Here is a 23,844-nt window from a genome sequence, read left to right on the forward strand (position 1 = left end):
CGCGGCCACTGTGGAGGGATGGACCCGAGGAGACCGAAGGGGTGCGTCGATCCATGGCCAGGCAGAACGTAGCCGAACAGTTCGTGGACATCCTCGCCCGGGCGGGGGTGAGGCGCCTCTACGGTGTGGTGGGGGACAGTCTCAACCCCGTCGTGGACGCGGTGCGCCGCAACTCGGCCATCGACTGGATCCACGTCCGCCACGAGGAGACGGCTGCCTTCGCGGCCGGTGCGGAAGCCCAGATCACCGGGAAGCTCGCCGCCTGCGCGGGCTCCTGCGGACCCGGCAACCTCCACCTGATCAACGGCCTCTACGACGCCCACCGCTCCATGGCGCCGGTGCTCGCCCTCGCCTCGCACATCCCTTCCGGCGAGATCGGGCTGGGCTACTTCCAGGAGACCCACCCCGACCAGCTGTTCCGCGAGTGCAGCCACTACAGCGAGCTCATCTCCAACCCCGATCAGATGCCACGGCTGCTGCACACCGCCATCCAGAACGCGATCGGACGTGGCGGCGTCAGCGTGGTGTCCCTCCCCGGGGACATCGCAGACCGGCCCGCCCCCGAGAAAGTCGTCGAAACCGCTCTCGTCACCGCCCGGCCCACCGTCCGCCCCGGCGACGCCGAGATCGAGGCACTCGTCGAGATGATCGACGCGGCCGGCAAGGTCACTCTTTTCTGCGGCAGCGGCACTGCGGGAGCGCACGCCGAGGTCATGGAGTTCGCCGGGAAGATCAAGTCCCCGGTCGGACACGCGCTGCGCGGGAAGGAACACATCCAGTACGACAACCCGTACGACGTCGGTATGAGCGGGCTCCTCGGCTACGGCGCCGCCTACGAGGCCACCCACGAGTGCGACCTGCTGATCCTGCTCGGAACCGATTTCCCGTACAACGCTTTTCTCCCCCACGACGTGAAGATCGCACAGATCGACGTGCGGCCCGAACACCTCGGCCGCCGCTCGAAGCTGGACCTCGCCGTGTGGGGCGACGTGGGCGAGACCCTGCGCTGTCTCATCCCTCGGGTGCGGGTCAAGGAGAACCGGCGTTTCCTCGACCGGATGCTGAAGAAACATGCCGACGCGTTGGAGGGGGTGGTGAGGGCGTACACCCGGAAAGTCGAGAAACACGTTCCCATCCACCCGGAGTACGTCGCGTCCGTCCTCGACGAACTCGCCGACGACGACGCCGTGTTCACCGTGGACACCGGGATGTGCAACGTCTGGGCCGCGCGTTACCTCACGCCCAACGGCCGACGCCGCGTGATCGGTTCCTTCTCCCACGGCTCGATGGCGAACGCGCTGCCCATGGCGATCGGCGCGCAGTTCACCGACCGTCGCCGACAGGTCGTCTCGATGTCCGGCGACGGCGGATTCACCATGCTGATGGGCGACTTCCTGACGCTCGTCCAGCACGACCTGCCGGTGAAGGTCATCCTCTTCAACAACTCCGCACTGGGCATGGTGGAGTTGGAGATGCTGGTCGCCGGTCTGCCCTCGTACGGCACCACCAACAAGAACCCCGACTTCGCCGCCGTCGCCCGCGCCTGCGGCGCCCACGGCCTACGGGTCGAGAAGCCCAGGCAACTGGTCGGCGCGCTGAAGGATGCTCTTCGGCACAAGGGGCCGGCGCTCGTCGACGTCGTCACCGACCCCAACGCCCTCTCCATCCCGCCGAAGATCAGCGCCGAGATGGTGAGCGGTTTCGCGCTGTCCGCCTCGAAGATCGTTCTCGACGGCGGAGTAGGACGCATGCTGCAGATGGCCCGCTCCAACCTGCGCAACGTGCCACGGCCGTAGGGCGGGCGTCGATCCGGCGGGAGGGGGAGGGGGAGGGGGAGGGGGGAGGAGGAGTCTGGGGGCGGGTGAGCAGGTGGGAGCAGGCGCGGCGGGCGTGGTCGGCGTGTGCAGGGGGGGAGTGCGGGGGTCAGCCCGTGACCGGGACCCACTTGCGCTCCCCGCCGTCCGAGCCGTACCAGTAGCGGGACAGGCCCTTGATGCTGCTCGTGCGGAACGGACGGCCGTGGTCGTCGATGCGGACCGTGCCGGTGCGGCCCTGGGAGGACCAGTCGAGTTCGAGGTACCAGTTGCAGTCGCACGACTCGGTCCGCGCCGTGACCAGCAGCACCTCCGGGTCCTCGCTGGACACGCGGTAGGGCAGACTCACCGCCGGGATCGGTGTGCCCGAGTCGTTACCGGCGACCGAGTGCGCGACAGGGCGGTCCTTGTCCAGGTCGACCGCGAAGTAACGCTTGCTCAGCGAGCCGCCGCAGCCCTGGTCCATGGCGTACGCCGTGCCCGACGCCGGTGCGGCACGGCCGACGACCCGCACGCGCAACGCCGTCAGGACGACGGCCGTGGAGCTACGGCCCTGCACCGAGATCTCCACGTTGGTCTCCCGCCCGTGCACCGCACCCTGGGCCGACGCCCAGGGCCCGGCGTCCTGCTCCGCCGGGGGCGGCGGAACCTGCGCCGGCGGCTTGCCGATGACGTAGTCGTGACCGCAGCCGAGCGCCCAGACCTGCGAGTCGGCGGTCCAGACGAGCGGTACGCCCGTCGCGGGGGCCGACGCCTTGCCGCCGCCCGGGGCGGCGTTCGCGGAGGGGGAGGTTCTGCCGGGAGCGGAGCCCGCGCCGGAACCGGGTGAGGTTGAGGCGGCGCCGGGGTCGAGGGAGGAGGCGGCGCTCGGGGTGGGTGTGGGGGAGTGGCGTGGGGCCGTCGTGCCGGACGGGCCGGCGGAGGACCCTGCGGACCGGGCCGCGTCTTCGGAGACCGTCGGGTGACCGCCGCCGGGCAGCGCGGACAGCGTGCCCAGGGTGGCGAGAAGCGCGCAGGCGACACCGACGAGGACCGTGGTGCGCCGCCGCCGGTGCCAGCGGCGGCGCGGTAGCTGTTTCTCATCCGGCTGCCGAGTTTCCGTAACCGCCGAAGCCCGGTTTTCCGTTTCTGTCGACTTTCCGGGTGTTCCGGATGCCTCACGCGTTTCAAGTGCTTCCGGAGTTTCCGACGACGTCTCCGAAGTTTCTGGGTTTTCCGTAGTGGCCGTGCCGGTGCCGGTGCCCCGCGGCCGCTGTCGTGCTGCGACCGCTCGCAGCCACCGTCGGTGCAGTTCGAGGCGCTCCTCCGGCGTCGCCCCGCAGAACTCGGCGAGCCGTTCCACGGGGGCGAAATCCTGCGGAACCGCTTCCCCGGCGCAGTACCGGTGCAACGTCGAGGTGTTCATGCCCAGCCGACGCGCGAGGGAGCCATAGCTGCGTTCCGTGCGCTCCTTCAGCTCCGTCAGCAGCGCCGCGAATTCCGTCACATCGCCTACACCGTCGTCGCTCGACACCGTTCCCCCGTGCTCGTCCGGCCCGGGCGGTCATCCCAGGCGCCCATATACCTGCACGTCAGATGGGCTGGGATGGTTCCACCGCAGCCGATCGGGCGAAGACCGTTGCAGCGGACGGTACGGACGGCCGATGCTCTTGGTGTCGCACCGAATGGGCCGGACGGACCGACCACCCGACCGCCCCACCGCCCCACCGCGACGATCTGCATCTGCATCTGCACCCACACCGACACTCATGCACTCACTCACGGGGGACACCCATGCCCAAGCGCACCCGGGCCGCCATGCTCACCGGGCTCACCGCACTCACGGCCGCGGGCCTCGCCCTTGGCACCGTGCTCGCCGCACCGGCCGGCGCCACCGTCCCGAAGCCGCCTGGCTTCCTCTCGGCCGCCGACCTGCCGCCGCACGCCAGCTCGCTCTGGACGGCCGGCGCGATCACCGCGGGCGCGTCGCCCGACGTGGAGGCGGACCGCTGCCTCGGCATGGCGCTGGGCGACGGCAGGGACTCCTGGTACCGGGACTTCCGGACCGAGCTCGACACGAGTGCCCGTCAGGTCAGCGTCGAGTTGGCGAGCGTCAGCGCGGCGAAGGGCCGGTACTCGCGGATCAACCAGGACATCAAGTCCTGCGCCGGATGGATCGAAGAGGCGGACCCGGAGGTCGAGGCCACGCTGAAGGACTACGGGAAGCTGAACGTCGAAGAGGGCGCCCACGTCTACGGCCTGCACACCGAGACGTCCTGGGGTGCGACCGACATCCGCCTCCTCTCCGTCGGCCGGGACGGCAAGACGGTGACCGTCGTGGACTGGGGCCAGCTGGGCGACTTCGGGGACGCCCCGGTGAAGGCCTTCAAGAAGACGACCGTCACAGCCGTCAACAAGCTCCACTGACCACTGACCACTGACGACTGGCCAACGACCACTGACCACTGAGAAGAGTCGGGGCCGTCGCCCTCCCGCCACGGGGGTCGGGAGGGCGACGGCCCCGCACGACCACTCAGCCACCAGACAGTCGTCCGAGACACACACGGGGAACACGCACATGACCAGCAAGACCAGCAAGACCAGCTGGACCGGTAAGCGCACCACCCGCCGGCGCAGCGCCCTGGCCGTCGGCCTCGCCCTGGCGCTCGGCCTCGGGGTGACGGCCCAGGCGTCCGCGGGCAGTCCGCGCAGCGTCAGCGGCAAGCCGTCCGACAACGTCACCCGCATCGCGGACTTCTACGGCGCCTACATCGACGCGATGACCGACGAGGGCGGCGACCGGCTCGCGGACGAACTCCGCAAGCACTACCTCACTCCCGCCTTCCAGAAGGAACTGACGGCGTGGGAGGACGAGAACCACGCCGACGGCGTCCTGCAGGCTCAGAACGTCCCGCTTGCGTGGAAGGTCACGGACAACGGCACGGCGAACTACACGGAGGCCGTCGTCACCCTCACCTGGGGCGGCAACCAGACCACCAAGCTCATCGTCGACATGACCCGCAGCCACAGGATCTTCCACATCGGCACGACGGGAGCCGAGGGCAGCTAGCCAGTTCCGGGTGAGGACCAGTGGATTCCGGCCAACCTCGCGGCCGGAGGCGACGCGCGGTGCGGCGGAAGGTCTCCGGCAGCGGGATCTCCTCCGCCCGACGGTCGACGCCCCGACAGCCGACAGCCGACACCTCGACATATCGCCGTCTCGACGAAAGTGCCTTTGGTGTAAGAGAGTTGGCGGCCGGGGAGGCGGCCCCCCTTGAACTCACCGTCAGACGTGCCGGCGTCTTGATCCCCTCGATCCTCGCGCCCGGCACCACCACGCCCCGGCCCGTCCCGGTGCCCAGCACCAACTGCCCCTCCCCTTCCCCGAGTACGGCCGGATCGGCAGAGGCGAGTCGTCCAATGGGCCGATGTCCGGCGGTCGGTGTGTGACCCGGGTGAGTAGGTTCGAAGGAGTGGGGGACGGCCGGGTCGGGGGCCGCCTCGAAGTGCGGATGCGCCGGCTCACCTCCGCTCGCGGGGGAAGCACCCGCCACATGTCGGTTGCGCGGGTGCGCGCCCCGCACGGGTACGCCCGCGCCGTCGTACGGCATCCCCTCCGCCCGGAAACCGGGTCGCTCACCGTGGCGGCCGGAGTTGATCGCCGCTGTTCGCCGTCGGCCCGTTGGCTTCCCGGGCACCCGCCCCGCCGATCGTCGAACAGCCTGTCCACCTGGGGCGTTCTCCACCTGACGTCGGTCGCGGACGCCTGATGCGCGATCGCCACGGCCGGATCGACACACGTCGGCTCGCCCGGCCCGTGCCGAACGGACACGGCCACCGGCATACCCGCAGCACACCTGCCGCGCACCGCACACGACGCACACGACGCACGGACCGCCGCATCGCCCGCTCCGGACCCGCCTGTACCAGGGCCCGGTCGTCGTCGACGGCACCCTCCACGGCGGCTCGGACGGCGCGCTCGGCCCGACAGTCGCCCCGACGGCCCACCCCGTGAGCCTCCGGGAGGCCCGGCCGAACATGGCCGAACACCCGGTCGTCGATGATTCGACATGACTGGCCCGCTGTCGACCGGGCAAGGATCCCCGTGAACGTGTTCGAGCAGGAGGGGAACCGACATCGACACGCGGGCGGGGGTCATGGAGAGGCAGGCACGAGGAAGCGGTCCGACGACGATCGCGGGCGCCTCGGCGACGAGACGGACGGGGGCAGGCGGGGCAGCGGGGGAAACAGGCGAGGGCGCGGCCGAAGGCGGCGCCGAGTACGCGGCCGAACGTGCGGTGGAGCAGGACCGGGCGTCGCAGCTCAGCCGCAGGCTCGGGCGGGCGGACCTGCGGGCGGTGCCCGAGGCACGCCGGGCGCTGCGGGAGCTGCTGCGGGACTGGGGGAAGCCCGGCCGGTCGGAGACGGCGGAACTGCTCACCAGCGAACTCGTCACCAACGCGCTCGTGCACACCGACGACGACGCGGTCCTGACGGCCACCGTCTCACCGTCCGGCCTGCGGGTGGAGGTGCGGGACTCGGCGGCCCGCCGGCCTCGGCCGAGCGTACAGAGCGCCGACGAGGGCACGCACGGCCGGGGCCTGGTCCTGGTGGAGTCCCTCGCGGACACCTGGGGCGTACGGGCGCACGGTGCCGGGAAGGTCGTCTGGTTCGAGCTGGACGCCGGGGCCGCGTGAGGCGTGGCGGGTCGTATCGACACCCGACGGGAAGGGGGCGCGACCGTGGTGGTCGCGCCCCCTTCCCATCGAGCCTGTCGGTCCGTCAGCCGAACTGCTGCTCCAGGTCCTTGAGCTTGCGCTCCAGGGAGTCGAGGCGCGGCAGGGCCATGGTGTCGTCCTCCGCGGTGAGATCAACGGTGAACGAGTCGGAAGAAGCGGAACTGTGGCGAGCGGGCTGCAGGGAGGGCCGCGAGCGCACGGGCAGCTGCTCCGCGGAGTTCGCTATGGCAGGCTCCGCGGAGACCCGCTCGGCCGTGGCGCGCTCCAGGGCGGCCTGGGCCTCCACCTGACGGCTTCCGCCGCCGCCACCGCCGCGGCCGGGGAAGCGTCCGTTGCCTCGGCTGATCGCCTTCAGGTGCGCCCGCTCGACCCGCTGCTGATCGCGACGGCGCAGCTTGGTCTCTTCCTTGCGGGCCTTGTCGTCGCGGACTTCCTCGACGGCCTCGTCCAGGCTGCGTACGTTCTCCAGCAGCATGAGCGACCATGCCTTGTACGTCTCACGGGGGGCACGCACCCAGCGCACCACGCGGATCTGCGGCAGCGGACGGGGCACGAGACCCTGCTCGCGCAGTGCGGCGCGGCGGGTCTGCTTCAGGGCCCGGTCGAAGAGCACGGCGGCCGAGAGCGACATGCCGGCGAAGAAGTGCGGGGCGCCCGCGTGGTCCAGGCCCCTGGGCGCGTGCACCCAGTTGAACCAGGCCGCGGCACCCGCGAAAGTCCATACGAGTATCCGGGAGCCGAGAGCCGCGTCACCGTGGCTGGCCTCACGCACCGCGAGCACGGAGCAGAACATCGCCGCGCCGTCCAGGCCGAACGGCACCAGGTATTCCCAGCCGCCGGTCAGGCCGAGGTTCTGCTCGCCGAACCCGACCAGGCCGTGGAAGGAGAGGGCCGCCGCGACGGCCGCACAGCAGAACAGAAGGACATAGGAGGCTGTGCCGTATATGGCCTCCTTGCGCCTGCGGCGCTCCTCACTGCGCTCCCACGAGTCTTCGCCGCTCGTGTCCTTCCCCGAGGGGCGCTTGCCGCGCGCCAGCACCGCAACCGCCGCCAGCATGCCCAGGAGGAGTACGGCGCCCGGAAGCAACCAGTTCAGCGATATGTCGGTAAGTCTCATCTGGGGTCCCTTGCATTGGGATAGGGCGTAACGCCCGCCATAGTGGCCCAATCCCGCCGTCCCTCAGGGGGTTTCGGGGCAAGAGGCCGCCAAGGAGGTGCAAGGGGATGCCCAAGGCGACGTTCTGCTCGAACTGCCGCTTGAGGGGCGGGAGTTGAGTTCGAATAAGACTACCCATACGAGTGGTTCCACGGAAAGTTCCCGTGGCAAGTGAGGATTTTGTGAATCGCTTGTAACCGTTGGGGAGCCTCGTCCGGGTGATCCTACGGGACTCTCCGCGGCCCTCCGCCCACGAGGGGTAACTCGAGGGGAAGCGGTATCTGAGCGTTACTCAACTGCCTGCGGAAGCCGCCGCGGTGAGCCTGGTGACGCGGTCCGCGTCGCAGGTGCGCGGGCAGGTGACGCAGGTGTCCTCGGGGCGCACCGTGTAGAACATGCAGCAGCTCGCGCGGTCGCGGGTGGGCAGGGCCTCGCCGTCCGGCCCCGTCAACTCGCGGAAGGCCGCGGAGCCGACATAGGGCTGCGTGGCACCCGGCAGCAGCAGCTCCAGGTCCCGTCGCGCCCGCTCCGGCTCGTCCCCGCCGAGCAGGTCGGCGATGTACCAGAGCCCCTCGACGATCTCGTCGGTCACCATGCCCCACAGGGCCCGGCCGCGCCGCCGGGCCCGCGGCCCGAAGCCGGCGAGCAGCGGCTCGTGGTGCTCGGCCACCGCCGCCCGTACCTCCGCCCGCAGCGCCTCCTCGTCCGGGACCACCCGGGCGCCGGGCAGCAGTGCCGCCGGGTCCCCCGGCAGACAGGCGAAGGAGGACGGCGGGCGGACGGCCATCCGCATGCCGTCGCCGGTACGGTCGTACGAGACGTGTGTCACCGGGAAACGGGGCGCCCGGCGGTGCAGGAACCACGGGACGGTGATCAGCAGACAGGCCGGCCAGGCGTACCGGTGCAGTCCGAAGCTCGCGACCACGTCGGGACGTGCCGGGCGGCCGTAGTCGCGGACGACCTGCTCGTCGTCCCACGCCAGGAAGGCCTCCAGGGCGGCTCCGCCCTCCGCGAGCTCGGCCGCGGTGACCCAGCCCCCGCCCCGGGGAAACGGTTCCACAAGTCCCAGCTCCGTGACGGTCAGGCCCGGGTAGACCTCCGTGAGACGGGCGTAGGCCTCTGCCGTGGCCGACGGGGCTGTGGTCGACGGGGCTGTGGGCATGGCGGGACCGCCGTTTCGGGTGCGATTGAAGGTAAGCCTAACCTTATCCAGTGTCGTCGGGATTTGAACTGGCGGCCACTACGCCTAAGGTGCTTGACGGACGAGTAACAACCCGCCGTAATGACCCCAAGTACCGACAAGGCCGTAAGGAGGCCCCGTGGAGCAGAGAGCGCACGGCTCCACCGGTACGGGGAAACCGGTTCCGCAACAGGTCGACGGCCGTGCCCGGGTGCCGGCGCAGTCGCGCACGGGGTCGGTCGGATCACCGGGGTCCGGGCCCGCTGGGCCGGTGGGGTCTGCCGGGAGCGCCGGGTCTGTGGGGTCTGCCGGGCCTGTGGGGTCTGCCGGGAGCGCCGGGTCTGTGGGGTCTGCCGGGCCTGTGGGGTCTGTCGGGCCCGGCGGGTCCGTCGAGTACGGCGACGGTGGGGACCGCGAGCGGTGCGGCCCGACGGGCGCGGCGCGCGGTGAGCACACGCACAGCGAGATCCCGATTCCGCGTCCCCGGCCGGTCGTCCAGCGTGCCTCCGTGCGCGGCCAGATCCTCGACGCCCTGCGCACCGCGCTCGTCGGCGGGGAGCTGCAGCCGGGCGAGGTGTACTCCGCGCCGGTGCTCGGCGAACGCTTCGGGGTCTCCGCGACGCCGGTCCGGGAGGCCATGCAGCAGCTCGCGCTGGAGGGCGCCGTCGAGGTCGTCCCCAACCGGGGGTTCCGGGTGATCGTACGAGGCACGCGGGAACTGGCCGAGCTGGCCGAGGTGCGGGCGCTGATCGAGGTCCCCGTGATGCTGCGGCTCGCCCGTACGGTGCCCGCCGAGCGGTGGGCGGAGCTGCGGCCCCTCGCTGAGGCGAGCGTGCGCGCGGCGGCCTCCGGCTGCCGGGCCACGTACGCGGAGGCCGACCGTGTCTTCCACCGGGCGCTGCTCGCCCTCTCCGGCAACGAGCAGCTGGTCGGGATCGCCGAGGATCTGCACCGGCGTTCGCAGTGGCCGTTGGTCGGCGCGCCGGTGCGACGGGGACGGGCGGATCTCGTCGCCGACGCGGCCGAGCACATGGCGCTGCTGGAGGCGTTGACGGCAGGAGAGCTGGACGCCGTGCAGGCGTTGATGCGCGAGCACTTCGCGGGCGCGGGCGGCTGAGGAGACCGGCGCCGGCACCGAGGAGACCGGCGCCGGCACCGGGGCCACCGCCCCGACGCCTCCCGCTCCGGCCGCGACACGGCGTCACCCGTTGTGCCGCACCCTGCCCGCCTTGTCTCCCGACCCGTCTCCCGCCCTGTTTTCCGCTCTAGCCCTGTCTGTCCGCGCTGGTTTCCGCGCTGGTTTCCGTGCTGCGATCCGCCGAATGATTCACCCTCGCCCGCTGCGACCCGTTCCCCGCTTGGTGCCTGGTGCCTGGTGCCTGGTGCCTGGTGCCTGGTGCCTGTGCCTGTGCGCGTCGTGGCTCCGGCCCCTGCGACCCGGTCGTCTGTGCCTACCGCGGCCTCGCCCGGCCTCGCCCTCCGTGCCGCCCTCGTGCCGCCCTCGTGCCGCCTTCCGCATGACCTGCCCGCGTGCCCAGCCGCAGCGTCCGTTCCTCACACTCCGGACGGGCTCGGGGCCGTCGGGGGCGCCAACTGCCTTGCCAGCCAGGTCGGTACGCCGCCCAGCAGCCGGAACAGCCGACGTGCCTCCTCCCGCAACCGCGAGGCCTCCGGCTCGACTTCCGCGTCCGCCAGCGAGGCGAGCGCGGGAGCGGTGCCCACCAGGTAGCCCAACTCCTCCCGGATGCGCAGGGATTCGGCAAATCCGTGCCGGGCCTCCGCCAACTCGCCGTCGCGCAGGGCGAGTCCGGCGAGGTGGCGCCAGGTGAAGGAGAGCAGCAGCGAGTCCGAGTGCGCCGCGGCCGCCGTGTGGGCGCGCCGGTAGGCGGCTCTCGCGGCCTGCGGGGAACGCGAGATGTTCTCGGCGAGCAGACCCCGGCGGAAGTCCAGCAGCGCCCGGCCCGCCGCGTCCGGCGGGATCAGCGCCGCGGCCCGGCCGAGCGCGGCCCGCGCCTCGTCCACCCGGTCGCGCACGCCGTGCAGCGTCGCCGCGTAGGCGAGTTGCCCTCGCTCGCAAGCGGCCGCGCCCCGCTCCTCGTCGTCGTGGGCCAGCGCCTCCGCGGTGCGCAGCGCGTCCTCGGCGTCCTGCCAGCCCTGCTCGGTGTACAGGCACCGCTCCACGAGCAGTGCGGCCCGCTGGATCGAGCCCGTCGCGGTGTCGGGCGGGATCAGTGCCGCCGCGTCGGCCCAGCAGGCACGCGAGCGCAACCGCCATACCGCGGTCTGGAGGGGATCGTCACCTGAGGTCGTTCCGGTACCGGACATGGCGCTGTACGCCACGTTGCCCTCCCCAAGTCCTGTCCTGCGGATCAGCTCGTGGGCGCTACGCAAGGCACCGTGCCCCGACTCCGACCTGATCCGAAGGACAGGCCCAGCGCGCCATCGAGCTTTGAGTGGTGCGCGCATCTCAGCACGAATGGCGGCACCGGGCCAAGGGGGCGGGTGAAGGATTTCACAAAGTCGTGGGATCTCCGTCCTCACAGGTTTCGACGGCTGGTGACCAAGGGGTAGTAACCGGTGTCGGCCGGCTGTCGGTCCGCTGTCAGCTCATGCGCAGCGCCAGGAAGAAGTCCAGCTTGTCCTCCAGCCGTGAAAGGTCACGGCTCGTCAACTGCTCGATCCGCCCGACCCGGTAGCGCAGGGTGTTGACGTGCAGATGCAGGCGGGAAGCGCATCGGGTCCACGAGCCGTCGCAGTCGAGGAACGCTTCCAGCGTCGGGATCAGCTCGGCGCGGTGGCGTCGGTCGTAGTCGCGCAGGGGGTCCAGGAGACGTGCAGTAAACGCTCTGCGCACATCGTCAGGGACGAACGGCAGCAGCAGGACGTGCGAGGCCAGCTCCTGATGGCCCGCGGCACAGACCCGGCCGGGTCGGGCCGCGGCCACCCGCCGGGCGTGCCGTGCCTCCTCCAGGGCCCCGCGCAGCCCCTCCGCCGAGTGCACGGCCGCGCTGACGCCCACCGTGAGCCGTCCGTCACCGTCGAGTCCGGACGAAAGCGGTTCCCGCACGGTCGCCAGGAGGGCGTCGGCGAGGACGCCCGTCTCGGAGCCGTCGTGCGCGTTCGACACCGCGGGCAGCGGGACCAGCGCGATGGCCTCCTCGCCCGTGTGCGCCACGGCGATGCGGTCGGAGGGCTCGGGGCCGGTGGCGAGCGGGTCGACCAGGATCTCCTCCAGGAGCGACTGGGCGGCCGGGCCCGGCTCCAGATCACCCTCGTCCCACTCGACGCGGGCCACGACCACCTGCCAGTGCGGGGCGGTCCCCAGGCCCGGCAGCAGCACCGGCGCGGCCACCCGCAGGCGGGCCGCGACCTCCGCCGGGGCCGCGCCCGTCTGGACCAGCTCCAGCACCTCCTGCGCCAGGCGCCGGCGCACCGTGCGCGCCGCGTCCCGGCGGTCCCGCTCGACCGCGATGAGCTGGGTGACGCCCTGGAGCAGGTCGAGCCGCTCGTCCGCCCACTCACCGGCGTCCGCCTCGACGGCCAGCAGCCAGTCCGACAGAACGCTCTCGCGCACGTCCCGCGAGACCGATGAGACGCCTGAGGCCCCGGAGACCCCTGATGTGCCTGATGCCCCTGAGGCCGACGGGACCGGCGAGGTGTGCGGCGGCGTTGACTTCTGCGTGGTCTGAGCAGAACGGCCGCCGTTGCTGCGGATGGGGAACAGCGAGTACGTCGTCTGGCCCACCATCACCCGGTGCGGTCCGCGCCGACCCGTGCGGACGGCCGCGAGGTGCTCCGCCGCGAGCTTCGCGCACACGTCGGGCGGCAGGGCCGGCCCGGCCGGCTTCGACCCCGTCGGCCTCGCGCCCGTCGGCTTCGGGCCCGCGATGAGCCGGCCGGTGGGGGACAGGACCCAGGCGCGCAGGTCCAGGTCGGAGCCGAGCAGGTCCAGGACCACGTCCGGGCCGCCGCCCGCCGGGCCCGAGATCATCATCCGGCGGTGCCGGTCGACCACGGCCGCGAGGTCCCCGGCGCGCTCGCCGGAGACCTGCCGCACGACGTGCTCGGTGATCGTCGCGAAGGCCACCGACTCGTGCACCGCGAACAGGGGGAGACGCTGCCGGGCACAGGCCGCGACCAGGTCCTCCGGGACGTTGCCCAGCTCCGCCTCGCCGGCCGCGAGCGCGGTCACCCCGGCCTGCACCAGGATGCGCACGAACGGGTCGGAGTCCGCCGCGTCCCGGCGCCAGGCCAGGCCCGTCAGCACCAGCTCGCCCCCGGAGAGGTAGCGGCTGGGGTCCCGCAGGTCGGTGGTCATGACACCCCGCACCGTGCGGTCCAGCTCGTCCTCGCCGCCGAGGAGCCTGAGGCCCAGCGCATCGGTGTCCAGCAGTGCGCGCAGCCGCATCTCGTCGCCGCCGTTCTCTGTCTCGAAATCTACGATGAATCTTGAAGGATGTGGTGGAGAGGACCCGCCGCCGGTCCTGCCGTCGGCCCCGCCCCGGGGCCCGGGGCGCTGCGGCGGCCAGTCAGTAACCGCTTTGGAACCGCATTCTTTGATTGCCAGGCTGTTTCCTACGTTTCCACAGGAAAACGAGGAGGTTACTGATGGCCTCCGTTCATACGAATCTACAAGATGGCCGGGCCGACCAGCCAACTCCTTCATGGTTTCCGTGACTGACCCGGTTGGAGCAAGGCGCTGTGTACTGGCCTCACTGCGCGTGAACAGGACATGAACGAGCCGGGCCCGCCGCACCCGATTCTGGCTCGATCCGAACGACTCACGAGAGGTCGGAGACGCCCGGGACTTCCACGAGGTCACAGACGTCCGAGACTTCCGAACGACTCACGAGACGAAGAAGAGAGCCGGTCATGGACTTCCTTCGCCCCGCCAGCTGGGAGGAGGCGCTCGCCGCCAAGGCCGAGCACCCCTCCGCTGTGCCGATCGCGGGTGGCACCGATGTGATGGTCGAGATCAATTTCGACCACCGGAGGCCCGAATATCTGCTCGACCTCAACCGCGTCGGCGACCTCTACGAGTGGGAGGTCGGCGAGGAGAGCGTGCGGCTCGGCGCCTCCGTCCCGTACAGCGCGATCATGGAGAATCTGCGCGCCGAGCTGCCGGGCCTCGCCCTCGCCTCGCACACGGTGGCCTCCCCGCAGATCCGCAACCGCGGCGGCGTCGGCGGCAACCTCGGCACCGCCTCCCCGGCCGGCGACGCCCACCCCGCCCTGCTCGCGGCCGGCGCCGAGGTCGAGGCCGAGTCGGTGCGCGGTTCGCGCCGGATCCCGATCGACGCGTTCTACACCGGCGTGAAGCGCAATGCGCTCGCGCCCGACGAGCTGATCCGCGCCGTCCACATCAAGAAGGCCGACGGCCCGCAGCAGTACTCCAAGGTGGGCACCCGCAACGCCATGGTCATCGCCGTCTGCGCCTTCGGCCTCGCGCTGCATCCCGAGACCCGGACGGTCCGCACCGGCATCGGCTCGGCCGCGCCCACCCCCGTCCGGGCGAGGACCGCCGAGGACTTCCTCAACGCGGCGCTCGAAGAAGACGGTTTCTGGGACAACGGGAAAATCATCACCCCGTCGGTGGCCAAGCAGTTCGCGGACCTGTGCGCCGCCGCCTGCAACCCCATCGACGACGTCCGGGGCACCGCGAGCTACCGCCGCCACGCGGTCGGCGTCATGGCCCGCCGGACGCTCACCTGGACCTGGGAGTCCTACCGCGGCGCCCGCCGCGCCTCGGAGGGAGCTGCGTAATGCGTGTCAACTTCACTGTCAACGGACGTCCGCAGGAAGCCGACGACGTGTGGGAGGGCGAGAGCCTGCTGTACGTGCTGCGCGAGCGGCTCGGTCTGCCGGGTTCCAAGAACGCCTGCGAGCAGGGCGAGTGCGGCTCGTGCACCGTTCGGCTGGACGGTGTCCCGGTGTGTTCGTGCCTGGTCGCCGCCGGCCAGGTCGAGGGCCGCGACGTCGTCACGGTCGAGGGGCTCGCGGACTACGCCAGGCAGCGTGCCGCGCACGGCAGTTGTGCGAGCGGCGCCTGCGGCACGTCGCTGCAGGACGCGCAGCACTGGGCGGCCAAGGGGCAGGACTCCCACACCGGCGAGGGCGCCGAACTCTCCCCGGTCCAGCAGGCGTTCATCGACGCCGGCGCCGTCCAGTGCGGCTTCTGCACGCCGGGGCTGCTGGTCGCCGCCGATGAGATGCTTGAGCGCAACCCGAACCCGACCGACGCGGACATCCGCGAGGCCCTGTCGGGCAACCTGTGCCGCTGCACCGGCTACGAGAAGATCATGGACGCGGTCCGTCTGGCGGCCGCCCGGCAGGAAGAGGCGGTCTGACGATGCCTGCCAACGGCGCCCCCATCGGCACCCCCACCAAGATCACCCAGGGTTCCCGGACCAAGGGCGGGATCGGCGAGTCCACACTCCGCCCCGACGGCACTCTCAAGGTCACCGGCGAGTTCGCGTACTCGTCCGACATGTGGCACGAGGACATGCTCTGGGGCCAGATCCTGCGCTCCACGGTCGCCCATGCCGAAATCGTTTCCATCGACACGTCCGAGGCCCTCGCCACGCCCGGCGTCCACGCCGTGATGACGTACGACGATCTGCCGACCGACGTGAGGAACTACGGCCTGGAGATCCAGGACACCCCGGTCCTCGCCCACGGCAAGGTACGCCACCACGGCGAGCCGGTCGCGATCGTCGCGGCCGACCACCCGGAGACGGCCCGCCGCGCTGCAGCCAAGATCAAGGTGGAGTACCGGGAACTGCCGGTCATCACGGACGAGGCTGCTGCGACCGCCCCCGACGCCGTCCTGATCCACGAGGGCCGCGACGACCACCACATCGGTCACGTCGCGCACCCGAACATCCTCCACCGCCAGCCGATCGTCCGGGGCGACGCGGCCGCGGCCGCCGAGCGCGCCGATGTGGTCGTCAGGGGCGAGTACACGTTCGGCATGCAGGACCAGGCCTTCCTCGGGCCCGAGTCCGGCCTCGCCGTGCCCGACGACGACGGTGGCGTCCACCTCTACATCGCCACCCAGTGGCTCCACTCCGACCTGCGCCAGATCGCACCCGTTCTCGGCCTGCCCGAGAGCAAGGTGCGGATGACGCTGGCCGGCGTCGGCGGCGCGTTCGGCGGCCGCGAGGACCTGTCGATGCAGATCCACGCCTGTCTGCTGGCCCTGCGCACCGGAAAACCCGTCAAAATCGTTTACAACCGTTTCGAGTCCTTCTTCGGTCATGTCCACCGCCACCCCGCGAAGCTCTTCTACGAGCACGGCGCCACCCGCGACGGAAAACTGACGCACGTCAAGTGCCGCATCGTGCTCGACGGCGGCGCGTACGCCTCCGCGTCCCCCGCGGTCGTCGGCAACGCCGCCTCGCTGGGCATCGGCCCGTACGTCGTCGACGACGTCGAGGTCGAGGCGATCGCCCTCTACACCAACAACCCGCCCTGCGGCGCGATGCGCGGCTTCGGCGCGGTCCAGGCGTGCTTCGCCTACGAGGCGCAGATGGACAAGGTGGCAGCGCGACTCGGCATGGACCCGGTGGAGTTCCGGCAGCTCAACGCGATGGAACAGGGGTCGCTCCTGCCGACCGGACAGACGGTCGACTCCCCGGCGCCGGTCGCCGAACTCCTGCGCCGCGTCAAGGCGATGCCGCTGCCGCCGGAACGCCAGTGGGAGAGCAGCGAGGGCGCGGACGTACGGCAGCTGCCCGGCGGTCTCTCCAACACCACGCACGGCGAAGGCGTCGTCCGAGGAATCGGTTACGCGGTCGGCATCAAGAACGTCGGCTTCTCCGAGGGATTCGACGACTACTCGACCGCCAAGGTCCGGGTGGAGGTCATCGCGGGCGAGCCCGTCGCCACCGTGCACACCGCCATGGCGGAGGTCGGCCAGGGCGGTGTCACCGTCCACGCGCAGATCGCCCGCACCGAGCTGGGCGTCGCGCAGGTGACCATCCACCCGGCCGACACGCAGGTGGGCAGCGCCGGCTCCACATCGGCGTCGCGGCAGACCTACGTCACCGGCGGCGCCGTCAAGAACTCCTGTGAGCTGGTGCGGGAGAAGGTCCTGGAGAGGGGGCGCCGCGCATTCGGCTCCTACCACCCCGCCTGGGCCACCGCCGAACTGCTCCTGGAGGGCGGCAAGGTCGTCACCGACGGCGGTGAGGTCCTCGCCGACCTGGTCGACGTGCTCGGCGACGAGGCCGTCGAGGTCGAGGCCGAGTGGCGGCACCGGCCGACCGAACCCTTCGACCTGCGCACCGGACAGGGCTTCGGACACGTCCAGTACAGCTTCGCGGCGCACCGCGCCGTGGTCGAGGTCGACACCGAGCTCGGCCTGGTGAAGGTCATCGAGCTGGCCTGCGCACAGGACGTCGGAAAGGCGCTGAATCCGCTTTCCGTGATCGGTCAGATCCAGGGCGGCACGACCCAGGGCCTGGGCGTGGCGGTCATGGAGGAGATCATCGTCGATCCGAAGACGGCGAAGGTCCGCAACCCGTCCTTCACCGACTATCTGATCCCCACGATTCTCGACACGCCGACCATCCCCGTCGACGTGCTCGAACTCGCCGACGACCACGCCCCCTACGGGCTCCGTGGCGTCGGCGAGGCACCCACCCTGTCGTCGACCCCGGCCGTCCTCGCGGCGATCCGGAACGCGACCGGGCTGGAGCTCAACCGCACACCGGTGCGTCCGGAGCACCTGACGGGCACCGCGTAGTCACCGACGTTCGTCTCGGGCCGTCCCCCGGGTCGTCCATTCCCAAATCCCGTGCTCCTTTCCGAAGGCGTCGCGCGGGTGCACCTATGAACCTTGGGAGATGGCCCCATGACCCAGCAGTCACTGGAGCCGAGGACCACGGCCGAAGACGCGGGTGAAGGCACCCGCGTCCCGGCCGGCAGGTCCTGGCTCGACCGGTACTTCCACATATCCGAGCGGGGATCCACGGTCGCGCGCGAAGTGCGCGGCGGCGTCACCACCTTCATGGCGATGGCGTACATCCTGTTGCTCAACCCCCTGATCCTGTCCGGCAAGGACGCGGCCGGGGACACCCTCGGCCAGAAAGCCCTGATCACCGCAACCGCTTTCGCCGCCGCTCTCACCACGCTGCTGATGGGCTTCCTCGGCAAGGTGCCCCTCGCGCTCGCCGCCGGTCTGTCCGTCTCCGGCGTGCTGTCCTCCCAGGTCGCCCCGCAGATGACCTGGCCGCAGGCGATGGGCATGTGCGTGATGTACGGCGTGGTCATCATGCTGCTGGTCGTCACCGGCCTGCGCGAGATGATCATGAATGCGATCCCGCTCGCGCTCAAGCACGGCATCACCATGGGCATCGGTCTGTTCATCGCGCTCATCGGTTTCTACAAGTCGGGCTTTGTGCACCAGGGCAAGGCGACTCCGGTCAGCCTGGGTCCGGCGGGCGAACTAGCGGGCTGGCCCGTCCTGTTGTTCGCCGGCACGCTTCTGCTGATCTTCATGCTCCAGGCCCGGAACATCCCCGGCGCCATCCTCATCGGCATCGCCGGCGGCACGGTCGTCGCCGCAGTCCTCAACGCCGCCGGGGTCGTCGACCCGAAGCAGTGGGCGGCGGGCGCCCCCGAACTGCACGGCAGCGCCGTCTCGATGCCCGACTTCTCGCTCTTCGGGGACGTGCGGTTCGGCGGCTGGGGCGAGGTCGGCGCGATGACCGTCTCAATGATCGTCTTCACCCTCGTCCTCGCCGGGTTCTTCGACGCCATGGCCACCGTCATCGGGGTCGGCACCGAGGCCGGACTCGCCGACGACAAGGGCCGGATGCCGGGCCTGTCCAAGGCGCTGTTCATCGACGGAGCGGGCGGCGCGATCGGCGGAGTGGCGGGCGGCTCCGGCCAGACCGTGTTCATCGAGTCGGCCACGGGGGTGGGCGAGGGAGCGCGCACCGGCCTCGCCTCGGTCGTCACCGGAGCCTTCTTCGCGGCCTGTCTGTTCTTCACCCCGCTCACCGCGATCGTCCCGCAGGAGGTCGCCTCCGCCGCCCTGGTCGTGATCGGCGCGATGATGCTGATGAACGCCCGCCATGTCGACTGGGCCGACCGGGCAACCGCTGTCCCGGTGTTTCTGACCGTGGTCCTGATGCCCTTCACGTACACCATCACCACCGGTGTCGCCGCGGGCGTCATCTCCTACGTCGCCATCAAGGCCGCGCAGGGCAGGGCGCGGGAGATCGGCGCGTTCATGTGGGGCCTGACGGTGATCTTCCTCGTCTACTTCGCGCTCCACCCGATCGAGGGCTGGCTGGGCGTGCACTAGGCGCTCCGCCGGAAGTGCCGCGATGTGCCGTCGTTCGGCTGCGGCGCCATCGTGGCTGGTCGCGCAGTTCCCCGCGCCCCTTCAGAGCGCTGCCGACTTCGCCCGACCTGCTCAGCCGCCCGCAACCGCCCACCCCGCAACCGCAGTCAAGGAGACCGAGAGATGCTGGACATCGCCGAGGAGTTGAACCGGTGGGTCGGGCAGGGCCGCGACTTCGCCGTCGCCACCGTGGTGGCCGTCGGCGGCAGCGCGCCCCGCAGGCCGGGCGCCGCCCTCGCGGTGGACGCCGACGGCACGGCGATCGGCTCGGTCTCCGGCGGCTGTGTGGAGGGCGCGGTGTACGAGCTGTGCCGACAGGCGCTCGAGGACGGGGAGGCGGTCCTCGAGCGCTTCGGCTACAGCGACGACGACGCCTTCGCCGTCGGGCTCACCTGCGGCGGGATCATCGACATCCTCGTCACCCCGGTGCGGGTCGGCGACCCCGTCCGCCCGGTGATCGCGGCCGGCCTAGAGGCCGCCGCCTCCGGCGAGGCCGCCGCGCTGGCACGGATCGTGAGCGGCCCGACGCACCTCGTCGGCCGCGCGCTGCTCGTCCGAGCCGACGGCAGTTACGACAACGGTTCCCACGATGACGGCTGTTACGGAAACGGTTCCCGCGGCGGCGGTTGTTACGACAGCGGTTCCTACCGCGGTGGCTTCGGCGCGCACCCCGAGCTGGACCGCACCGTCGCAGCCGAGGCCGGCGCGTTCCTCGACGCCGGTCGCACCGGCACCCTGGAGATCGGGGAGCAGGGCTCCCGCTGCGGGGCCCCGCTCACCGTGCTCGTCGAGTCGGCCGTCCCCGCGCCCCGGATGATCGTGTTCGGCGCGATCGACTTCGCGTCGGCGCTGGTGCGCGTCGGCAAGTTCCTGAACTACCACGTCACGGTGTGCGACGCGCGTCCCGTCTTCGCGACCCGGGCCCGGTTCCCCGAGGCCGACGAGATCGTCGTCGAGTGGCCGCACAGATACCTGGAGCGCACGGCGGTGGACGCACGGACCGTCCTGTGCGTGCTCACCCACGACGCCAAGTTCGACGTCCCCCTGCTGCAGCTGGCGTTGCGTCTCCCGGTCGCCTACGTCGGCGCCATGGGATCCCGCCGCACCCACCTCGACCGCAACGACCGGCTGCGCGAAGTGGGCGTCACCGAACTGGAGTTGGCGCGGCTGCGCTCACCCATCGGCCTCGACCTGGGCGCCCGTACCCCCGAGGAGACGGCGCTGTCGATCGCCGCGGAGATCGTCGCCGCCCGGCGTGGCGGCAGCGGGGTCCCCCTCACCGGCGCGCACACGCCGATCCATCACGACGTGACGTCGGCGCCGGCGGGCCGGATCGGCTCGGTGGCCTGAGCCGCCGCCACGCGCACGACCGGCTGGTCCGGCCAGGCGAAGACATGGCGAGGGTCGCCGCCCCTGCTCAGCCGCACATGACGCAGCAGTTCGCGCACGATGCCCGCGTTGCCCATCGCCCACCCGGTCTGCGGTTCGAGATCGCTCGGCGTGTCCCGGTGCTCGACGTTGGACCAGCGTGCGCCGTCGGCGTCCCGGATCGCGTGCGAGACGAGGTCCGCCACGAGGGTCCGGGCGAAGTCGGGGGAGTCGCCCTGCTCGGCGATCCGGTCGCAGGCCAGCGCCAGTACGCCCGCCGTGCCGCAGCAGCGGCCGTTGTTGTCCCAGAAACCGGGCCGCAGCCGGTTCGGCAGCCCGGAGCGGGTCACGGTGTGCCAGCAGCGGTCGGCGAGGTCGGACCAGGAGGGCTCGCCGAGGACGTCCCTCAGCAGCCGGAACACCTGGGCGTCGCCGGCCGGCCCGTGACACCAGCCGTAGCTGTGCCGCTCGATCCGCTCGGGGGCGCGCTGCGGGTCGGAGTGCGGCACCAGGAAACCGTCCGGTCCGCCCTCGTCACGGGCGACGACGTCCGCGACCGCGGCCCGCGCGAGGTCGACCAGATCCGCCCGGCCGACGGCGGTCCCGACGGCGGCCAGCGCGTAGGCGATCCCGAGGGTGCCGTGCGAGAGATGGTGCAGCCTGGACTCCACGCCCCGGTGGAACTCCCAGGTGACGCCGCCCTTCTCGGTCGCCTCGGCGGTTCTCAGGTACGGCTCCAACGCAAGCACGGCGAGGTCGGCGTCCCCCGCCGCCCAGGCTCCGAGCCCGATGCCCGCGTTGCCGCCCATCAGCTCGAACAGATCGCCCCAGCGCGTCCCGTCGAAGCGTGACCGCACCCGCTCCAGGGCCCGGTCCGCGGCCGCGCCGGCCTTGTCGGCGCCGAGTTCGCGGTGGACCGTCCGCAGCACGAGGGCGATACCGGTGAGGCCGAAGTACAGCGAGTCGTCGGGGTGTTCGTCGACGGCGTCCGCGAGACCGCGGGCGGCGCGCAGGGCGGTGTCGGCGTAGGCGTCGTCGCCGAAGTGCCGCCAGGCCTCCAGGAGTACGGGCACGACTCCGGCCGTCCCGTTGTAGAGCATCGGGTCGACGTCGTTGTCCGAGGGTCTGACGGGCCAGCCGAGCCCACCGCCCCCGGTGTCCCGGGCGACCCCGACCAGCCACCGCAGCCCGTCCACGGCCAGCGCCTCGACCTCTCCCGTTGCTGTCATGGGCCCACCCTGACATGCGCGCACGGCGGCCGCACAGAGCGCCCTCGGGCACCAACTCCGGCCGGGAGCAGGGGAGATGGGGCGGGAGGCGCAGGTCGGGGCGGTAGGCCGCCCAGCGGTCCCGGCGGGTCCTGCCGGTGCTGCCGTCCGGATCGGCCGGCGTCCGTCAGGGGCGGCGCAGCAGCCGGTTGACGGCGCGGCCGAACACCCGGCGGGAGGCCGTGCGCAGGAGCGGGTCGCACAGTGAGGGGAGCAGGCGCACGCTCAGTTCCTCGCGCCAGATCACCCGGGTCCGGCCGCCGGGGCCCGGGCGGACCTCGATCTCGGCCCAGCCCAGCACGACCCGGCCGCGTTTCTCCAGTCGGCACAGACCGGGCTCGTCCTCGGTCGGCGGGCACCAGGAGGTGACCTCCATCCGGTCGTCGAAGGCGAACGGGCCGAGGCCCGAGCGCGCCACGAACACCGTGCCCGCCCGGGTCGGCGGGGGAGTGAGCACGGTGACACGGGTCAACGGGACCACGTCGCCGTGCCGGTGCCACTCGGTGAGCCGGCGCCACGCCTCGTCGAGGGAGAGCGGGGCCGTGCGTTCGAGTTGGAAGGTGACCACACTGTGATCGTAAGGAGTCGGGGCCGCGCGGCGGCGCGTTCTGCGACGGCTCACACACTTGGCGCATCCCGTATGTCCCCTACCCACCCGTACGCCCGTACGGGAACATGGGCGCGACCCCGCACCACCACCGGCCGGGAGGACTCGTGGACGGCTCAGGGCTCGGCAGACTCGACGAGGTGCAGCGCGACCCGTATCCGCTCTACGCACAGGCCCACAGCGCCCAAGGACTGCTCCACGTACCGGAGTTGGACGCCTGGCTGGTCGCCCGGGACGCCGATGTGCGCGAAGTGCTGCGACGGGCGGAGGACTTCTCGTCCGTGGGGTCGTTACGGCCGGACGTGCTGCCCTCGCCCGCCGCGCTCGCGGTGCTCGGCGGCGGGTTCGGCGGGCGGCCGGTGGTCGTCGGCTCCGACGGGGAGGAACACCAGCGGCTGCGCCTGCCGATCGTGCGCGGTCTGTCGCCGGCCCGCGTCGCCGCCGTCCTGCCGTACGCCGCCGAGCGCGCCGCCGCCCTCGTCGGCGAGTTCGCCGGGGACGGGCGGGTGGAGCTGATGGCGGCGTACGCGCGGCGGCTGCCCGGGGAGGTCGTCGGGCGGATCGTCGGGCTGGACCCCGCCGATGTGCCCGCCGTCGTGCACGGCGGACACCGCGCCGAGGAACTGCTGTTCCGGCCGCTGACGGAGGAGCAGCAGATCGCCGCCGCGGAGGATGTCGTCGCCCACCAGCACCTCCTCGACCGGTACGCCCGGGAACGGGCGGCCGACCCGCGCGAGGACCTCTGCTCGGAGATCGTCGCCTCGGTGGCCCCGGTCCCCGGCGAACTCACCCTGGAGCAGCGGCACGAGGCCGTCTCCCACCTCCAGAACCTGCTGATCGCCGGGCACCTGACCACCACCGCGCTGATCGGCACCACCGTGCTGCATCTGCTGCGCCATCCGCGTCAGTGGGAGCTGCTGTGCGCGGAGCCGGAGCGGAGCGAAGTCGAAGCGGATGGGGGTGCCCCCGTGCCCGAAGGGCTACGGGGGAGGATCGCGGCGGCGGTCGAGGAGGCCGCCCGCTACGACGGCGCCCTGCAGGGCTTCCGCCGGGTCACCACCCGGCCCGTCACCCTCGCCGGCACCGAACTCCCCACCGGCGCCTCCCTGTTCGTCGCGTTCGGCGGAGCCAACCGGGACGCGCTGCGGCATCCGCGACCGGACGCCTTCGACATCACCCGCCGGCCCGGCCGCCATCTGGCCTTCGGGCACGGTCCGCACGCCTGTCCGGGCGCTCAACTGGCCCGCGAACAACTGCGGTTGACCCTCGGTGAGTTGACGCGTCGACTGCCGGGCCTGCGGCTGGCGGACACGGACCGGCCCGTCGCGATGCGGCCCACGATGATCCACCGTTCCCCGCACCGCCTGGACCTGGCCTGGTGA

The 23,844-nt window shown here is 71.7% G+C and carries 18 protein-coding genes; 11 read left to right on the forward strand and 7 right to left on the reverse strand.

The features are described 5' to 3' along the window. The first annotated feature begins 53 nt into the window (after window positions 1-53). Entirely contained in the window at window positions 54-1,796 is a 1,743-nt protein-coding gene (locus ACWD4O_RS02040; protein ID WP_451276472.1) for a pyruvate dehydrogenase, read from the forward strand. A 127-nt stretch (window positions 1,797-1,923) separates the two neighbouring features. Here the strand turns inward: ACWD4O_RS02040 and ACWD4O_RS02045 are convergent, their stop codons facing one another. After that, on the reverse strand, window positions 1,924-3,300 hold the full coding sequence (locus ACWD4O_RS02045) for a helix-turn-helix domain-containing protein (RefSeq protein WP_451276474.1): 1,377 nt from the start codon (window positions 3,298-3,300) through the stop codon (window positions 1,924-1,926). 287 nt (window positions 3,301-3,587) lie between these two features. Between ACWD4O_RS02045 and ACWD4O_RS02050 the strand changes: the two genes are divergently transcribed. From ACWD4O_RS02050 to ACWD4O_RS02060, 3 genes are all read left to right on the forward strand, one after another. Next, on the forward strand, window positions 3,588-4,220 hold the full coding sequence (locus ACWD4O_RS02050; RefSeq protein WP_451276476.1) for a hypothetical protein: 633 nt from the start codon (window positions 3,588-3,590) through the stop codon (window positions 4,218-4,220). Window positions 4,221-4,371: 151 nt separating this feature from the next. Continuing rightward, entirely contained in the window at window positions 4,372-4,863 is a 492-nt protein-coding gene (locus ACWD4O_RS02055) for a hypothetical protein (protein WP_451276478.1), read from the forward strand. Window positions 4,864-5,950: 1,087 nt separating this feature from the next. Next, window positions 5,951-6,490, forward strand: coding sequence for an ATP-binding protein (locus tag ACWD4O_RS02060; protein WP_451276480.1), 540 nt, complete (start codon window positions 5,951-5,953; stop codon window positions 6,488-6,490). 85 nt (window positions 6,491-6,575) lie between these two features. Here ACWD4O_RS02060 and ACWD4O_RS02065 read toward each other — a convergent pair whose 3' ends face one another. Both ACWD4O_RS02065 and ACWD4O_RS02070 read right to left on the reverse strand, forming a co-directional pair. Next, window positions 6,576-7,649 (reverse strand): DUF2637 domain-containing protein, encoded by a 1,074-nt coding sequence (locus tag ACWD4O_RS02065; protein ID WP_351918250.1) that lies wholly within the window; start codon window positions 7,647-7,649, stop codon window positions 6,576-6,578. A 331-nt stretch (window positions 7,650-7,980) separates the two neighbouring features. After that, complete coding sequence (locus ACWD4O_RS02070; protein ID WP_451276483.1) at window positions 7,981-8,850, reverse strand: (2Fe-2S)-binding protein; 870 nt, start codon at window positions 8,848-8,850, stop codon at window positions 7,981-7,983. 379 nt (window positions 8,851-9,229) lie between these two features. Between ACWD4O_RS02070 and ACWD4O_RS02075 the strand changes: the two genes are divergently transcribed. Then, on the forward strand, window positions 9,230-9,985 hold the full coding sequence (locus ACWD4O_RS02075; protein ID WP_451276485.1) for a GntR family transcriptional regulator: 756 nt from the start codon (window positions 9,230-9,232) through the stop codon (window positions 9,983-9,985). Window positions 9,986-10,422: 437 nt separating this feature from the next. On the opposite strand, the gene ACWD4O_RS02080 is transcribed toward ACWD4O_RS02075, so the two are convergent. Further along, on the reverse strand, window positions 10,423-11,208 hold the full coding sequence (locus tag ACWD4O_RS02080; protein ID WP_358804179.1) for a hypothetical protein: 786 nt from the start codon (window positions 11,206-11,208) through the stop codon (window positions 10,423-10,425). A gap of 262 nt (window positions 11,209-11,470) precedes the next feature. Beyond that, the gene (locus ACWD4O_RS02085; RefSeq protein ID WP_451276487.1) at window positions 11,471-13,276 is read right to left on the reverse strand and encodes a PucR family transcriptional regulator; all 1,806 of its coding nucleotides are present in this window, start codon (window positions 13,274-13,276) and stop codon (window positions 11,471-11,473) included. A gap of 464 nt (window positions 13,277-13,740) precedes the next feature. On the opposite strand from ACWD4O_RS02085, the gene ACWD4O_RS02090 reads away from it, so the two are divergent. The 5 genes from ACWD4O_RS02090 (at window position 13,741) to ACWD4O_RS02110 (ending at window position 20,569) form a co-directional block, all read left to right on the forward strand. After that, window positions 13,741-14,631: an FAD binding domain-containing protein gene (locus ACWD4O_RS02090; RefSeq protein ID WP_451276489.1), complete on the forward strand. Its 891-nt coding sequence runs from the start codon at window positions 13,741-13,743 to the stop codon at window positions 14,629-14,631. Continuing rightward, entirely contained in the window at window positions 14,631-15,215 is a 585-nt protein-coding gene (locus ACWD4O_RS02095) for a (2Fe-2S)-binding protein (protein WP_451276491.1), read from the forward strand. The genes ACWD4O_RS02090 and ACWD4O_RS02095 overlap by 1 nt, the downstream gene beginning before the upstream one ends. 2 nt (window positions 15,216-15,217) lie before the next feature. Next, on the forward strand, window positions 15,218-17,614 hold the full coding sequence (locus ACWD4O_RS02100) for a xanthine dehydrogenase family protein molybdopterin-binding subunit (protein ID WP_451276493.1): 2,397 nt from the start codon (window positions 15,218-15,220) through the stop codon (window positions 17,612-17,614). A 108-nt stretch (window positions 17,615-17,722) separates the two neighbouring features. Continuing rightward, window positions 17,723-19,180 carry an NCS2 family permease gene (locus tag ACWD4O_RS02105; protein ID WP_451276495.1) on the forward strand — a complete coding sequence of 486 codons (1,458 nt, stop codon included), beginning with the start codon at window positions 17,723-17,725 and terminating at the stop codon, window positions 19,178-19,180. A gap of 162 nt (window positions 19,181-19,342) precedes the next feature. After that, the gene (locus ACWD4O_RS02110; RefSeq protein WP_451276497.1) at window positions 19,343-20,569 is read left to right on the forward strand and encodes an XdhC family protein; all 1,227 of its coding nucleotides are present in this window, start codon (window positions 19,343-19,345) and stop codon (window positions 20,567-20,569) included. Here the strand turns inward: ACWD4O_RS02110 and ACWD4O_RS02115 are convergent. Both ACWD4O_RS02115 and ACWD4O_RS02120 read right to left on the reverse strand, forming a co-directional pair. After that, entirely contained in the window at window positions 20,521-21,816 is a 1,296-nt protein-coding gene (locus tag ACWD4O_RS02115) for a lanthionine synthetase LanC family protein (protein WP_451276499.1), read from the reverse strand. The genes ACWD4O_RS02110 and ACWD4O_RS02115 overlap by 49 nt on opposite strands. Window positions 21,817-21,982: 166 nt before the next feature. Next, the gene (locus ACWD4O_RS02120; protein ID WP_451276501.1) at window positions 21,983-22,423 is read right to left on the reverse strand and encodes an SRPBCC family protein; all 441 of its coding nucleotides are present in this window, start codon (window positions 22,421-22,423) and stop codon (window positions 21,983-21,985) included. A gap of 107 nt (window positions 22,424-22,530) precedes the next feature. Between ACWD4O_RS02120 and ACWD4O_RS02125 the strand changes: the two genes are divergently transcribed. Further along, window positions 22,531-23,844 (forward strand): cytochrome P450, encoded by a 1,314-nt coding sequence (locus tag ACWD4O_RS02125; RefSeq protein WP_451276503.1) that lies wholly within the window; start codon window positions 22,531-22,533, stop codon window positions 23,842-23,844.

Source organism: Streptomyces sp. NPDC002623 (assembly GCF_053592635.1).

Excerpts from the sequence above, each read along its gene's own strand:
- ACWD4O_RS02060 (WP_451276480.1), top strand. The coding sequence starts at position 5,951 with ATGGAGAGGCAGGCACGAGGAAGCGGTCCGACGACGATCGCGGGCGCC.
- ACWD4O_RS02090 (WP_451276489.1), top strand. The coding sequence starts at position 13,741 with ATGGACTTCCTTCGCCCCGCCAGCTGGGAGGAGGCGCTCGCCGCCAAG.
- ACWD4O_RS02095 (WP_451276491.1), top strand. The coding sequence starts at position 14,631 with ATGCGTGTCAACTTCACTGTCAACGGACGTCCGCAGGAAGCCGACGAC.
- ACWD4O_RS02105 (WP_451276495.1), top strand. The coding sequence starts at position 17,723 with ATGACCCAGCAGTCACTGGAGCCGAGGACCACGGCCGAAGACGCGGGT.
- ACWD4O_RS02070 (WP_451276483.1), bottom strand. The coding sequence starts at position 8,850 with ATGCCCACAGCCCCGTCGACCACAGCCCCGTCGGCCACGGCAGAGGCC.
- ACWD4O_RS02100 (WP_451276493.1), top strand. The coding sequence starts at position 15,218 with ATGCCTGCCAACGGCGCCCCCATCGGCACCCCCACCAAGATCACCCAG.
- ACWD4O_RS02055 (WP_451276478.1), top strand. The coding sequence starts at position 4,372 with ATGACCAGCAAGACCAGCAAGACCAGCTGGACCGGTAAGCGCACCACC.
- ACWD4O_RS02085 (WP_451276487.1), bottom strand. The coding sequence starts at position 13,276 with ATGCGGCTGCGCGCACTGCTGGACACCGATGCGCTGGGCCTCAGGCTC.
- ACWD4O_RS02065 (WP_351918250.1), bottom strand. The coding sequence starts at position 7,649 with ATGAGACTTACCGACATATCGCTGAACTGGTTGCTTCCGGGCGCCGTA.
- ACWD4O_RS02050 (WP_451276476.1), top strand. The coding sequence starts at position 3,588 with ATGCCCAAGCGCACCCGGGCCGCCATGCTCACCGGGCTCACCGCACTC.
- ACWD4O_RS02125 (WP_451276503.1), top strand. The coding sequence starts at position 22,531 with ATGGGCGCGACCCCGCACCACCACCGGCCGGGAGGACTCGTGGACGGC.
- ACWD4O_RS02115 (WP_451276499.1), bottom strand. The coding sequence starts at position 21,816 with ATGACAGCAACGGGAGAGGTCGAGGCGCTGGCCGTGGACGGGCTGCGG.
- ACWD4O_RS02040 (WP_451276472.1), top strand. The coding sequence starts at position 54 with ATGGCCAGGCAGAACGTAGCCGAACAGTTCGTGGACATCCTCGCCCGG.
- ACWD4O_RS02110 (WP_451276497.1), top strand. The coding sequence starts at position 19,343 with ATGCTGGACATCGCCGAGGAGTTGAACCGGTGGGTCGGGCAGGGCCGC.